Raw genomic sequence first — 14,079 nt, forward strand, 5'->3', positions numbered from 1 at the left:
GGAGGCTCGTGGCGACGCCGCCACGGGCCTCCAGTCCGTCAGGCGCGGACCTTGCGCGACGCCAGCGACGGCCGCCCGGTCAGCGGGACGCTGAGGGGTGTCCAGCGGAACGCCTCGGTGATCGCCACCGACAGCACGACGACCAGCAGGTAGGTCACGAGCGTCAGCCACGGCTTGGGGACGAGCGCCTCGAGCGGGCTGGATCCGTAGAGCAGCAGCCAGATCACCAGCGGGTGGCTGAGGAAGATGCCGAACGACCGGTCCGAGGCGTAGTCGACCACGCGCGCGAGCGGACTGCCCGCCACGCGTCGGTCCGCCCAGGCCGCGCCGACCGCCAGGAACCCGACGAAGACGATGGTGCTCCACACGGCCTCCACCGGCTGCAGCGGCGTGCCGGCGGCGTACGGCGAGTCGCCGGTCGCCATCTGCAGCACGAACACCCCGAGCGTCAGGAGCACGCCGCCGAGGAAGGCCCAGCCGATGCCACGACGGTGGGTCCGCACGAACCCGAGGAACCGGTCGGCGTGGTCGGCGGCGATCGCACCCGACACGATGAAGAACACGTACGAGAAGAAGAACTGCTTCTGGGTGCCGTGCAGCCACGCGTCGGTCGAGGGGAAGTACTTGTAGCAGGCGAAGACCCCGAGCTGCACGACGAGCGAGACGACCAGGACGCTCACGTGGTGTCCGCGGGTCTTCCGGACGAGCCACATGATCGCCGGCAGCAGCAGGTAGACCTGCATCGTCACGAGCAGGAAGTAGAGGTGGTACTTGGCCGTCCCGGTCACGACCCCGGTGGCGAACGTGGTCACGAGCGCGGGCACGTCACCACGCTGGCCGGAGTCGAGCAGCCAGGCGGACGCGACGTACACGAACGACCACGCCAGGTACGGCACGCCCACGAGCAGGAACCGCTTCGGCCAGAACACCGACATCGGTTTCGGCCGGATGGCGTAGCTGTAGACGAGGACGAACGCCGTGAGCGTGAAGAAGACCAGCCGGGTGAAGTGCAGCAGCGCGAGCAGACCGGCCAACCCGACGTCGTCGGACGCCATCGTGTGGCTGGTCGTGTGCACCCCGAGCACGCACGCGAACGTCAGGATGCGCAGCACGTCGACCTCGTACAGGTGACGCGGTCGACCGGACGCGGTGCGCGTCGGGGTCTGCACGCCGACGGTGCCGGCGGCCGGTGTGCCGGCGGCCGGTCCGGCCGGTCCGGCGGGGTCGCGGGTCGAGATGGGGCTCTGGGTCACGACGTCGCCGCCATCCCCCGCACCCGGGCACGCTGGATCTTGCCGGTGGGTGCCCGGGGCAGGTCCGGGACGACGACGATCTCGACCGGCCGGCGGAACCGGGTGAGGGACCGCTCGGCACGCGCCGTCAGGTCGGCCACGAGGGCCACCGGGTCGAGGGGCTCGTAGAGGTCCGGCTGCGGGATGACGTACGCGATCGGGACGCTGCCGAGGACGTCGTCGGGGCGGCCGACCACGACGGCCTCGAGCACCCGGGCGTCGCCGAGCAGCACGTCCTCGACCTCGGACGGCCAGACCTTCTCGCCCCCGCGGTTGATGACGTCGTCGGAGCGGCCGACCAGCGACACCCAGCCATCCGGGGCGACGGAGCCGACGTCACCGGTGGCGAGCCAGCCCTCCGCGTCGAAGCGCTCGGCCGCACGGCCGAACAGGTACGACCGCACGACGCCGGGGCCGCGGATCCAGAGCGCGCCCACCTCGCCCGCGGGCAGGACCGAGCCGTCCTCGCCGCGGACCTGTACCTCGGAGTCGACCGGCACACCGACGGTGCCGGGTCGCGCAGGCTGGTCGAGCGGCGTCGCGGTGATCTGGCTGGCGCCTTCGGTCATGCCCCAGCTGACGACGAGCGGGACGTCGCCGAGAGCAGCCCGGACCGGGTCGGGCAGCGGTGCCGAGGCGCTCCGGACGAACCGCAGCCCGGCGGGGAACGCCATCGGGCCGGTCTTCGCGAGCACCGCGAGGATCGCCGGGACGGCGTTCAGCCAGGTGATCCGGCGTTCGCCGAGCAGCTCCCAGAAGCCCGTGCGCCGGAACCGGCGGTCGAGCACCAGCGTGGCACCGGCCACCAGGGTCGCGAGCAGGCCGACGACCTCGGCGTTGACGTGGAACAGCGGCAGCGAGTTGAAGCCGCGGTCATCCGGGGACAGGCGGTTGTGGTCGACGACGGCCCTGGCGACGGAGAGCAGCTGGGTCTCCGGCAGCTCGACCCCCTTCGGCGTACCGGTCGAGCCCGAGGTGAAGAGCACGACCGAGCCCTGGCCGGGGGCGTCCTCGGACTCCGCGGGCAGGTCACCGTCACGGACGTCGGACGGGAGGCCCGTGGCCGGGTCGACGCGCGCCGACGGCGTACCGGGGATGGTCGCGTCGACGTCGCGGTCCGAGACGACGATGGACCCGCCACCGAGCAGGTCGGCGAGCCGCGCCGGCTCGGTGGTCGGCTGGCCGGTGTCGACAGGGACGGCACGGCGCCCGGACGCGATCGCTGCGAGGTGCACCACCGCGAAGGCGAGCGGGTCGCCGACGTCGACCAGCACGGCGCCGGAGTCGGGGACGCCGATCACCTCGAACGTCGACGCCCAGGCGTCGACGGCCTGTCCGAGGGCCCCGTAGGACAGGACCCGGTCGGAGCGGGCGTCCTCGAGGTAGGCGCGGTCGGGGTCGACCTCGGCGCGGTGCCGGATCAGGTCGCGGAGACCCTGGGGAGGAGTTCGGACGTCGTGCTGCATCGGTTCATGCTAGGACCGCTTGCTATGACGCGCCGGAGGATGCGTCGACCGGCGCGAACCGGCGCAGCAGCCACTGCCACAGGCCGAGCATCCGAGGCTGTCCGTCGGCGTCGAGCGGCGTCGTGTCCTTGATGGTCCGCGAGTGCGACTCGTCCGGTGTCCCGACCCGGATGTCCGTCAGGATCGCGTGCGGATCCCATCCCGTCGGCGGGGCTGCGGTGTCGGTGCGCCAGGGTCCGTCCCGGCCGCCGGCCGTCGCGGGGCCGTCGAGGCCGAGGACTTCCCACGACCCGCGGATCCGTGGGCCGAACACGTCGCGGACGTCGTCGATCGCGTACATGCGCGACACCGGGGTGGCACCCGGGTGGTCCATCCAGGCCGCGTGCACGGGACCGAGCGACTCGACCGGCGACGAGAACATCAGCGCACCGAGGACCGGCCGGACGTGCGCGATGTACGCCGCTTCGCCGCCGCCCTGGGAGTGCCCGGCGACGACGATGTCCTGCCACGCGATGTCCTCGTCGGGGGCGACGAACCGCCCCCAGCCACCCTTCGGGTCGACGTCGTCGAGGTGCGCGATCGCGTCCCGGAACCGGGAGACGATGGAGCCGGCGGGCGAGACGTCGCTGAACTCGGACGGGCGGGTGCCGTCGAAGCGGTTGCGCTGCACCTCGCCGTAGCACTGCGCGTCGGCCTCGCAGGTGCCCGAGAGCGTCTTGCCGAGGTTCCAGTAGTCGAGCCCGAGGACGTGGTAACCGTCGCCGAGTGCGGTCGTCAGGAACCGCTGGTACTGCGCCGGCTTCGCCCGGGTGGCGGGCAGGAAGAGCAGGAGCGGGCCGTCGCTCGCCGTTCGCGCCGCGAAGTCGTCGCGGTTCGGCTCGAGCCGTTCACCGTCGATCGCCCCGAGTCGGAAGCGGTGGAACTCGTCTGCCGGACCACGTTCGCCGCCCCGCGCCTGGGCTGTGGCCGGCGCACGACCGTGCTGTTCCTCCCGCCGTTCGGCAGTCAGGTTCGCGGCGATGACCGCGCCGCCGCCGATCGCGACGAGCACGATCGCGGCGACGAGGAGCAGGATGCGGTGCCTCATCCGACCAGGCGCTCCCAGACCGCGTCAGCGGAAGCGAGGGTCTGGTCGAGCGTGCCGGTGGCGTCGACGACGTGGTCGGCCAGTGCGAGCCGCTCCGCGTCGGACGCCTGGGCCCCGATGCGCCGCTCGGCCTCGGCCTCGTCCATCCCCCGGTGCTCGACGAGTCGTCGGACCCGCACGGCGGCGGGTGCGTCGACGACCACCACCGCGTCGAAGCGGAGCGGCCGCGACCCCTTGGCCTCGGCGAGCAGGGGCACGTCGTACACGACGACCGCGTCCGGGTCGGCTGCTGCGGCGCTGTCGAAGGCCTGTTGCGCGAGTCGCCAGACCTCGGGGTGGGTGATGCGCTCGAGGTCGCGGCGTGCCGCCGGGTCCGAGAAGACCACCGCGCCGAGTGCTGGTCGGTCGAGTGAGCCGTCCGGGGCGATCACGCCCGGGCCGAAACGCTCGGCGACCCGGGCCAGGCCGGGACTGCCGGGGGCCACTGCCTGGCGGGCGAGTCGGTCCGCGTCCACGACGACGGCGCCGAGCTCCGCCCAGCGGCCGGAGACGGTCGACTTCCCCGCGGCGATGCCGCCCGTGAGTCCGATGATGCGCACGTGACCGAGCCTAGGGTCACGAGGCTCACGGAATGCCGGAAGCCCGGCACCCCCGAAGGGATGCCGGGCTTCCGGTTCGCGCAGGACTCGATCAGTTGGTCGAGCTGAGCTTCTCGCGGAGCGCCGCGAGCGATGCGTCGTCGGCCAGGGTGCCCTGGCCGGCCTGCTCGCTCGTGGTGGACGAGGACGACGCGGTCGCGGGGAGGTCGAACGACCCCGAGGCCTCGTCGGTGAGGGACTTGGCGACCTGGGCCTTGTGGGCCTCCCAGCGACCCTGGGCGGCCGCGTACTGGCCTTCCCATGCTTCGCGCTGGGTGTCGTAGCCCTCGAGCCACTCGTTGGTCTCCGGGTCGAAGCCCTCGGGGTACTTGTAGTCACCCTTGTCGTCGTACTCGGTCGGCATGCCGTAGAGCGCCGGGTCGAACTCGGTGCTCTCCGGGTCGACGCCCTCGTTGGCCTGCTTGAGGCTGAGCGAGATGCGGCGACGGTCGAGGTCGATGTCGATGATCTTCACGAAGACCTCGTCGCCGACGGAGACGACCTGCTCGGCGAGCTCGACGTGCTTGTTCGAGAGCTCCGAGATGTGGACCAGGCCCTCGATGCCGTCCGCGACGCGGACGAAGGCGCCGAACGGCACGAGCTTCGTGACCTTGCCCGGTGCGATCTGGCCGATCGCGTGGGTGCGGGCGAAGACCTGCCACGGGTCCTCCTGGGTGGCCTTGAGCGAGAGCGACACGCGTTCACGGTCCAGGTCGACCTCGAGGATCTCGACGGTGACTTCCTGACCGACCTCGACGACCTCGCTGGCGTGCTCGATGTGCTTCCAGCTGAGCTCGGACACGTGGACGAGACCGTCGACGCCGCCGAGGTCGACGAACGCACCGAAGTTGACGATCGACGAGACGACGCCCTTGCGGACCTGGCCCTTGTGGAGGTTGTTGAGGAACGTGGTGCGGGACTCGGACTGCGTCTGCTCGAGGAGCGCACGGCGCGACAGGACCACGTTGTTGCGGTTCTTGTCGAGCTCGAGGATCTTCGCCTCGATCTCCTGGCCGAGGTACGGCGTGAGGTCGCGGACGCGGCGCAGCTCGATGAGCGATGCCGGGAGGAAGCCGCGGAGACCGATGTCCACGATGAGGCCGCCCTTGACGACCTCGATGACGGTGCCGGTGACGACCCCGTCGGACTCCTTGATCTTCTCGACGTCGCCCCACGCACGCTCGTACTGCGCACGCTTCTTCGACAGGATGAGGCGGCCTTCCTTGTCCTCCTTCTGGAGGACCAGGGCCTCGACCTCGTCACCGACGTTGACGACCTCGTTGGGGTCGACGTCGTGCTTGATCGAGAGCTCGCGCGAGGGGATGACACCCTCGGTCTTGTACCCGACGTCGAGGAGGACCTCGTCGCGGTCGATCTTCACGACGGTGCCGGAGATGAGATCGCCGTCGTTGAAGAACTTCAGGGTCTTCTCGACCTCGGCCAGGAAGTCATCAGCCGAACCGATGTCGTTGATGGCGACCTGCTTAGGAGCCTTGGTCGTAGTGGTTGTCATGTAGAGATTGCTCCGAACGGACATGAGTCGGGCCAGGGCGACACAGGAGACGAGTCCTGGGCGGTGCCGCGATGGCGGTTGGTGTGCTGGCGCGGATTGCGCCGCACAAGTCTAACCGGGCGTGGGATGGCTCACAAGCACGCATGCGGTGCCGTGTCGCGACCAGTCCGGCGTGCGCAACGGCGACGGTCAGTCGACGAGTGCCGAACGCAGGGTGTCGAGACCGACACCGCCCAGGGCGAGTGCCCGGTGGTGGAACGCCTTGAGGTCGAAGTCGCTGCCCTGTCGTGCGGCCACGTCGTCGCGGATGGACTCCCAGACGCGCTGCCCGATCTTGTACGAGGGCGCCTGCCCGGGCCAGCCGAAGTAGCGCGCCACCTCGAAGCGGATGAAGGCGTCGTCCATGTTGACGTTCCGGCGCATGAAGTCGAGCGCGTACTCCCACGTCCACCCGCCGCCGTCCGGGTTCGTCTTCTGCAGGTGCACGCCGATGTCGAGCACGACGCGGGCGGCACGCATGCGCTGTCCGTCGAGCATGCCGAGGCGGTCGCCGTCGTCGTCCAGGAACCCGAGCTGCTCCATGAGCCGCTCGGCGTAGAGCGCCCACCCCTCGACGTGGCCGGAGGGGCCGGCGAGCTGTCGCCGCCAGGTGTTGAGCTCGCCGCGGTTGTAGACGGCCTGGCTGATCTGCAGGTGATGGCCGGGGACGCCCTCGTGGTAGACGGTGGTCTTCTCACGCCAGGTGCCGAACTCGGTCACGCCCTGGGGCACGGACCACCACATGCGGCCAGCACGGGAGAAGTCGTCGGACGGGCCCGAGTAGTAGATCCCGCCCTCTTGCGTGGGGGCGATCCGGCACTCCAGGCGCTTGATCGGGTCGGCGATGTCGAAGTACGTGCCGTCCATCGCGCGGATCGACGCGTCGCTGGTCTCCTGCATCCACCGGCGCAGGGCGTCGGTGCCGTGCAGGGTGCGGGCCGGGTCGGCGTCGAGGACCTCGATCGCCCGGGCGACGGATGCGCCGGACTCGATCCGGTCGGCGATCCGTTCCTGTTCGTCACGCATGCGCGCGAGTTCCTCGATGCCCCACTCGTACGCTTCGTCGAGGTCGACGACGGCGCCGAGGAAGCGCCGGGAGTGCAGCTCGTACGCGTCGCGGCCGACGGCGTCGACCGGGGTCGCGAGCGGCATCAGCTCGTGCTCGAGGAAGCGGCTGAGCGAGCGGTAGGCAGCAGCCGCGGCGTCGGCACCGCGCTGCAGGTCCGCGCGGAGCGACTCGGGCAGGGTCGTGCCGTCCTCGGTCGCCGCGGCGTCGGCGAGCTGCCGGAAGAAGCCGTCGGCGGCACCGCTGCGCGCGGCCTGTTCCGCGACGAGCTCCACCTGGCGGCGGGCCGGGGTGACCTGCTCGCGCGTGCCCTGGAGCAGTGACTCGCGGTACCCCTCGAGCGCGTCGGGCAGCGCGGCGAACCGGCTGGCGATGTCGTGCCAGTCGGACTCGGTCGCCGTCGGCATCAGGTCGATCGCGTCACGCAGGGACTGCGGCGGGCTCGCGATGACGTTCAGGTCACGCAGGTGGAGCCGACGCTCGTACGACTCGACGACCAGGTCGAGCTCGGCGCCGAGGTCGGTCTTCGTGACCCGGTCGACGTCGTCGACGGGGGTGGCGGCGTCGAGGGCGCCCTTCGCCGCGCGGGCGGCCGACGCCATCGCATCGGCACCGGCCGGTGAGGTGTCGCCGTACTCGCCCGTCCGGCCCGCGACCCCGATGTACGTGGCGATGGTCGGGTCGAGGTCGACGAGGGTGCTGACCCAGTCCTCGGCGACACGGTCGACGGCGGAGGGCTGGCGGACGGGGCGTTCTTCGGTCATGCCCCGACCCTACCGAGCCGGTCCGACGAGGTCAGTGGGCCGCGGCCTCCCAGTTGGCGCCGAGGCCGACGGAGACGTCCAGCGGCACCGTGAGCTCCGCCGCGCCGCCCATGCGTGTCCGCAGGATCTCCTCGACACGGTCCTGCTCGCCGGGAGCCACCTCGAGGATGAGCTCGTCGTGCACCTGCAGCAGCAGCCGGGTGCCGAGGTCGCCCTCGCGCAGGTCGGCCGCGACGCCGAGCATCGCGATCTTCATGATGTCGGCGGCCGACCCCTGGATCGGGGCGTTGAGCGCGGCACGCTCGGCGTTCTCACGCAGCACCCGGTTCGGGCTCTTGAGGTCGGGGAAGGGCCGTCGGCGACCGAAGATCGTCTCCGTGTAGCCGGCTTCGCGGGCCTCTTCGACCACGTTGCGGAGGTAGTCACGGACCGCGCCGAACCGGGCGAAGTACTCGGTCATCAGGGTGCGTGCCTCGGCCTGCTCGATGCGCAGCTGCTTCGAGAGCCCGAACGCGCTCAGCCCGTACGCCAGGCCGTAGGACATCGCCTTGACCTTCGTGCGCATCTCGGCGGAGACGTCGGCCGGCTCGACACCGAACACCCGAGCCCCGACGAAGCGGTGCAGGTCCTCGCCCTCGTTGAAGGCCTGGATGAGCCCGGGGTCGCCCGACAGGTGCGCCATGATGCGCATCTCGATCTGCGAGTAGTCCGCCGTCAGCAGCGTCGTGTACGGCTCGGCCACGGCGAACGCCGACCGGATGCGCCGACCGACGGCCGTCTTGACCGGGATGTTCTGCAGGTTCGGGTCGGTGGACGACACACGCCCGGTGCTGGTCCCGGTCTGCTCGTACCGCGTGTGGATGCGCCCGTCCACGACAGCGGCGTCGAGCGTGTCGACGATCTGGCGGAGCTTGGTGGCGTCGCGGTGCTGCAGCAGCAGCCCGAGGAACGGGTGGGGGTGCTGGTCCTGCAGGTCGGCGAGGCTGGCGGCGTCGGTCGAGAAGCCGGTCTTGGTCTTGCGGGTCTTCGGCATCGCGAGCTCGGTGAAGAGCACCTCTTGCAGCTGCTTCGGCGATCCGAGGTTGACCTCGTGACCGATCTCGGCGAAGGCCTGCTGGGCGAGCTCGGCGGCGCGCTCCCCCAGTTCCTTCGACAGCCCGGTGAGCACCGGACGGTCGATGCCGACGCCCGTGGTCTCCATCTGCGCCAGGACCGACACCAGGGGCAGTTCGATGTCGTCGAGGACCTGCAGCGAACCGGAGTCGATGCGGGCACGCAGGGCCGTGGTGACCCGGAGGACGTACCAGGCGTGCACGCCCACGTTCACCGGCGCCGTCTCGGGGACGAGCTGGTTGGGGTCGGCCGTCGGCAGCTCTTCGCCGAGCTCCTGGTACACCAGGTCGGCGAGGGGCTGTCCCTGCTTGCCGGGGTTGGCGAGCCAGCCCATGATGCGGGCGTCCCCCGCGATGCCGTTGACGACGATGCCCGCGGTGCCCAGCGCCTTGACCGCGGCCTTGGCGTCGTGGAAGTGCTTCGGCGCGTCCGAGGCGAACCACGCCGTCAGCTGCTCGTAGTCCTTCGCGCCGCTGCCGCCGGGGACGAGCACGGCGTCGTCGTGGGTGGCGATGCCGATCGCGCTGAGCCGGCCGTCGATGACCTCGACGGCGACGCCGTAGCCGTTCTCGGCGCCGGACGCGCCCTTGCGCTCGAGCCAGTAGCCGAGCTCTTCGTCGATGAGCGTGCCGACGGGTGGCGGCGTGACGCCGGAGTCCTCGACGGTGCCCTCGACCGCGGTGTCAGCAGCGTCGCCACCCCCGACGACCTTGAACACCCGGTCGAGCAGCGTGCGGAACTGGAGCTTCGCGAACAGCTCGCGCACCGCCGTCTCGTCGACGGGACGGAGCGCCACGTCGCCGGGGCCGACGGGGAGCTCGACGTCGGTGACCAGGCGGTTCAGTCGGCGGTTGCGGATCGCCCGGTCCCGCTGCTCGCGCAGGTTGTTGCCGACGACGCCCTTGATGTCGTCGGCGTGCTCGAGCACCCCGTCGAGCGAGCCGTACTGCGTGACCCACTTGACGGCGGTCTTCTCACCCACCTTGTCGATGCCGACCAGGTTGTCGCTGGTCTCGCCGACGAGCGCGGCGATGTCCGGGTACTGGTGCGGTTCGATGCCGTAGCGCTCGTATACCTTGTCGCGGTCGTAGCGCGTGAGCTCGGAGACGCCGCGGACCGACGGGTACAGCAGTGTGACGTCGTCGTTGACCAGCTGGATCGAGTCGCGGTCGCCGGACACGACGTAGACCTGGTAGCCCTGCGCCGCCCCCTGTGCGGACAGGGTCGCGAGGATGTCGTCGGCCTCGTAGTCCTCTTTCGTGACGGTCGTGATGCCCATCGCCTCGAGTGCCTGCTGCAGCAGCGGGATCTGGCCCTTGAACTCGGCCGGGGTCTCGGAGCGGGTGCCCTTGTACTCGGCGTACTCCCGCGTGCGGAACGAGAACCGGGAGATGTCGAACGCCACCGCCAGGTGGGTTGGCTTCTCGCGCTGCAGGAGCATGAGCAGCATCGAGATGAACCCGTGGATGGCGTTCGTGTGCTGTCCGTCGCGGTTGACGAAGCTGTCGACCGGCAGTGCGTAGAAGGCCCGGAAGGCGAGCGAATGGCCGTCGATGACCATGAAGGTAGGCTTTGCGGAGTCCGACACCCGGACAGCCTACCGACGCCACCCGACACAGGAGCGCTGCGCGTGACCGACGAAGCGACCACCACCGGCCCCGTCGACGAACGGCTCGCCGACCGCGGCATGGGGGAGCTCGGCGAGAAGATGGGCATGGTCATCACGGAGCTCTCGGCGGAGCGCGCCGTCGGCTCCATCCCCGTCGAGGGCAACCGTCAGCCGGTGGGCCTGCTGCACGGCGGCGCCTACGTCGTGCTGGCCGAGAGCCTCGGGTCGATGGCGGCGAACGTGCACGCCGGACCCGGCCGCTACGCCGTCGGCATCGAGCTGAACGCGTCGCACTCCCGCAGCGCGACGAGCGGCACCGTCACCGGGGTCTGCACCGCGATCCACCTCGGCGGCACGCTCACGACGCACGAGGTCGTGCTCACGGACGACCAGGGCCGGCGCTGCTCCACCGTCCGCATCACCAACATGATCCGCGAGCGGCGCTGAGCCCTCGCCCGTCAGCAGGGAGTCCGCCGTGGACTGGAAGATCGAACTCGTCATGGTCCCCGTCAGCGACGTCGACCGGTCGCGCGACTTCTACGAGCGCATCGGCTTCACGATCGACCACGACCAGCGGGTGTCCGACGAGGTCCGCTTCGTCCAGGCGACACCGCCGGGATCCGCCTGCTCCATCGCGTTCGGCCAGGGCATCATGTCGCCCGACGTCGTCCCCGGCTCGCTCAAGTCGATCCAGGTCGTCGTGCCCGACGCCGACCAGGCGCTGTCGGACCTGCGGTCGCTCGGGGTCGACGCCGTCGGGGTGGACGAGATGGCCTGGGGCCGCTTCGTCTTCTTCACCGACCCGGACGGCAACGCCTGGACCCTGCAGCAGGTCCCCGCGCGCAGCTGAGCCGGCGCGGTCAGTCCTCGGGCGGTCGCTGCAGCAGCAGTCGGGCGTCCCCGAAGCCGAGGCGCCGGTAGAGCCGCTCGCCGTCGACGCTCGAGTGCACCGACGTGCGCTCGGCGCCGAGCTCGTCCGCGACCGCCAGCAGCCGGTCGACCATGCGTCCGGCCACACCCGACCCACGCAGGTCGGGGTGGACGTAGACGGTCTGCAGCTCGGCCGCCACCCGTCCGCCCGGTCGGTGCGGCGCGGGCGGGCGCGGCGTCAGCGCCAGCCACGCCATCCCGAGCACGATCCCGTCGCGCTCCGCGACGACGCACCGGTGTGTCTCCGGGTGGTGCAGCGCGAAGGCCGTCATCGCGTCGCGGTAGGCCTCGGGCGACTGGCCGGGCGTGCGCCCGTCCTCGTCGACGCTCCACCGCCAGCGCAGGTCGGCCACCGCGGGCATGTCGTCGGGACGGGAGGACCGGATCACCACGTCGTTCACGGACCCACCCTCGCAGATGGTCGCCACACGCGTCGACGCCGCCACCCGGAGCAGGCGGCGGCGTCGACGTGGTGTCGGTGAGCGACTACTTCTTGGCGCTGAGCTGCTCGATGATCGCCTTGGCGACGTCGTGCATGGTCAGACGGCGGTCCATGGAGGCCTTCTGGATCCAACGGAAGGCCTCGGGCTCGGTCAGGCCCATCTTCTCGTTGAGCAGGCCCTTGGCGCGGTCGACGAGCTTGCGGGTCTCGAAGCGCTCGACCAGGTCGGCGACCTCGGCTTCGAGGGTGATGATCTGCTGGTACCGCGAGAGGGCGATCTCGATCGCGGGGAGCAGGTCGTTCGGGGTGAACGGCTTGACGACGTAGGCGAGGGCGCCGGCCTCGGTCGCACGCTCGACGAGTTCCTTCTGGCTGAACGCCGTCAGGAGGACGACCGGCGCGATGTGGTTCTTCGACAGCTTCTCGGCTGCGGAGATGCCGTCGAGCTGCGGCATCTTGACGTCCATGATGACGAGGTCGGGGCGCAGGTCGGTGGCGAGCTGCACGGCGGTCTCGCCGTCGCCCGCTTCGCCGACGACGTCGAACCCGTTGTCACGGAGGATCTCGACGATGTCGAGACGGATGAGCGATTCGTCCTCGGCGACGACGACGCGACGGGGTGCTGTTGCGGTTGTTGCTTCTGAGTCACTCACGCCGGAGAGCCTACTAGACCCGCGGAGTCCTGCCCGCAGCCATGGACCGATCAGTGAACATCCGGACCCTGGTCCGAGTGGCGGGACCCGGGGACCGGAACTGCGGACCTGGTACGAGTGGCGGGACTTGAACCCGCACGCCGTGAGGCAGAGCATTTTGAGTGCCCCGTGTCTGCCGATTCCACCACACTCGCGAGGACGCCGATGCTACCAGGCCGAGCCGGGCCTCCAGGTCGGTCGTGCCGCCGCCCGGGCACCGTCGAGCGCCTCGACCGCGGCCACCAGGCCGGCCCGACGCGGGGACCGCGGCGGCAGCACGCCGAGCAGCGCGCGGAGCACCCGCGCGTCCTCGGCGCCGTCGGGCGTCCCTGCCCAGGCGAGCAGCGCGGCGGCGGACCCGTCGGACACCACCGCCTCGCGGAACCGGCTCCGGACCAGGTCACGGAGCGCGTCCACGCCCGGCGCGTCCGATGCGGGCAGGACGGGTCCGGGGTACCGGCTGACGGCCTGGAGGCGCGCCCCGCGGTCGAGCGCGGCGAGCACGCCGTCGACGTCGGTGCGCACACCGCCCACCCGGTACGGGCGTGAGGCCAGCGTCACGCGGGGGGCGCTCGCCGCGAGCACCCGACGCAGGCGCACGACCTCGGCGCGGACGGTGACGGTGGCGCCGGGGTCCCCGTACACGGCTTCGGCCAGGTCGGCAGCGGGCAGCCCCCCGGGTGCGGTCGCCAGGACGGCGAGGATCTCCGAGTGCCGGGCGGACAGCGCGACCGCGCGGCCGTCGACCCGCAGCACGGCTGTGTCGGCCCCGAGCAGGACGAGTTCGGCGTCCTCGGGCGCCGTCGTCCGGCCCCGGTCCGGCCGCCGGAGGGTCGCCAGCGCGAGTTCTGCCTCGGCGGCCGCGACCGTCGCGGCGAGGAGCGGGAGCGTGTGCCGTTCGACGGCACGGTCGTCACCGGTGACGTCGACCACGCCGATCGGTCGGCCGTCGGTGTCGTGCACGGGGACCGCGCTGCACGAGAACGGCTTGACGGCGGTGGCGTAGTGCTCCTCGCTGCGGATCTGCACCGGCCGGTCCAGTCGGAGCGCGGTGCCGGGGGCGCTGGTCCCGACGTGCTCCTCGGCCCAGTCCGCCCCGGCGACGAACCCCATGTCCTCGGCGGCGCGGCGGGCGTGCCGGGCACCGTCGACGAACACGAGCCGACCGGCCGCGTCCCCGACCGCGACGATGCACCCGGCGGCCCGGGAGTCGTCGAGGAGCAGCCGTCGGACGATGGGCAGGAGCGTGGCGAGCGGGCCGCTCCGTCGAGCGGCGTCGAGCTCGTCGGCGCCGAGGGTGACCTCTGGCGTGCTGTCCGGATCGACCGACGCCGACCGTCGCCACGACGCAGCGACGAGGGGGCGGACGGACCCGGGACGGGGAGCGCGCATGCGTCCTCCGTCCGACCGGGTCCGCCCGTCGCGTCC

At 71.4% G+C, this 14,079-nt stretch carries 12 protein-coding genes and 1 tRNA gene; 2 read left to right on the forward strand and 11 right to left on the reverse strand.

Going from position 1 to position 14,079, the window contains the following annotated elements; genetic code table 11:
• Positions 1 to 38: 38 nt before the first annotated feature.
• The 7 genes from DEJ13_RS09660 to polA form a co-directional block, all read right to left on the reverse strand.
• Entirely contained in the window at positions 39 to 1,253 is a 1,215-nt protein-coding gene (locus tag DEJ13_RS09660; protein ID WP_111106286.1) for an acyltransferase, read from the reverse strand.
• Positions 1,250 to 2,758, reverse strand: a complete 1,509-nt coding sequence (locus DEJ13_RS09665; RefSeq protein ID WP_111106287.1) for a class I adenylate-forming enzyme family protein — start codon at positions 2,756 to 2,758, stop codon at positions 1,250 to 1,252. The genes DEJ13_RS09660 and DEJ13_RS09665 overlap by 4 nt, the downstream gene beginning before the upstream one ends.
• A gap of 22 nt (positions 2,759 to 2,780) precedes the next feature.
• Complete coding sequence (locus DEJ13_RS09670) at positions 2,781 to 3,845, reverse strand: BPSS1187 family protein (RefSeq protein ID WP_111106288.1); 1,065 nt, start codon at positions 3,843 to 3,845, stop codon at positions 2,781 to 2,783.
• Positions 3,842 to 4,444 (reverse strand): dephospho-CoA kinase, encoded by a 603-nt coding sequence (coaE, locus tag DEJ13_RS09675; protein WP_111106289.1) that lies wholly within the window; start codon positions 4,442 to 4,444, stop codon positions 3,842 to 3,844. The genes DEJ13_RS09670 and coaE overlap by 4 nt, the downstream gene beginning before the upstream one ends.
• 91 nt (positions 4,445 to 4,535) lie before the next feature.
• Positions 4,536 to 5,996, reverse strand: a complete 1,461-nt coding sequence (rpsA, locus tag DEJ13_RS09680) for a 30S ribosomal protein S1 (RefSeq protein WP_111106290.1) — start codon at positions 5,994 to 5,996, stop codon at positions 4,536 to 4,538.
• 189 nt (positions 5,997 to 6,185) lie between these two features.
• Positions 6,186 to 7,865 (reverse strand): DUF885 domain-containing protein, encoded by a 1,680-nt coding sequence (locus DEJ13_RS09685; RefSeq protein ID WP_111106291.1) that lies wholly within the window; start codon positions 7,863 to 7,865, stop codon positions 6,186 to 6,188.
• Positions 7,866 to 7,896: 31 nt separating this feature from the next.
• Entirely contained in the window at positions 7,897 to 10,566 is a 2,670-nt protein-coding gene (gene polA / locus DEJ13_RS09690) for a DNA polymerase I (protein WP_111106292.1), read from the reverse strand.
• Positions 10,567 to 10,665: 99 nt separating this feature from the next.
• On the opposite strand from polA, the gene DEJ13_RS09695 reads away from it, so the two are divergent.
• Complete coding sequence (locus DEJ13_RS09695; protein ID WP_111106354.1) at positions 10,666 to 11,034, forward strand: PaaI family thioesterase; 369 nt, start codon at positions 10,666 to 10,668, stop codon at positions 11,032 to 11,034.
• Between the two features lie 28 nt (positions 11,035 to 11,062).
• Complete coding sequence (locus tag DEJ13_RS09700; protein ID WP_111106293.1) at positions 11,063 to 11,437, forward strand: VOC family protein; 375 nt, start codon at positions 11,063 to 11,065, stop codon at positions 11,435 to 11,437.
• 10 nt (positions 11,438 to 11,447) lie between these two features.
• On the opposite strand, the gene DEJ13_RS09705 is transcribed toward DEJ13_RS09700, so the two are convergent.
• The 4 genes from DEJ13_RS09705 to DEJ13_RS09720 form a co-directional block, all read right to left on the reverse strand.
• Positions 11,448 to 11,918: a GNAT family N-acetyltransferase gene (locus DEJ13_RS09705; RefSeq protein ID WP_146245188.1), complete on the reverse strand. Its 471-nt coding sequence runs from the start codon at positions 11,916 to 11,918 to the stop codon at positions 11,448 to 11,450.
• Between the two features lie 85 nt (positions 11,919 to 12,003).
• Complete coding sequence (locus DEJ13_RS09710) at positions 12,004 to 12,612, reverse strand: ANTAR domain-containing response regulator (protein ID WP_056124330.1); 609 nt, start codon at positions 12,610 to 12,612, stop codon at positions 12,004 to 12,006.
• Between the two features lie 109 nt (positions 12,613 to 12,721).
• Positions 12,722 to 12,806, reverse strand: a tRNA-Leu gene (locus tag DEJ13_RS09715).
• Between the two features lie 13 nt (positions 12,807 to 12,819).
• Positions 12,820 to 14,043 carry a GAF domain-containing protein gene (locus tag DEJ13_RS09720; protein WP_111106295.1) on the reverse strand — a complete coding sequence of 408 codons (1,224 nt, stop codon included), beginning with the start codon at positions 14,041 to 14,043 and terminating at the stop codon, positions 12,820 to 12,822.
• Positions 14,044 to 14,079 lie beyond the last annotated feature (36 nt).

The organism is Curtobacterium sp. MCLR17_007, from assembly GCF_003234655.2.
Classification (GTDB): Bacteria; Actinomycetota; Actinomycetes; order Actinomycetales; family Microbacteriaceae; genus Curtobacterium.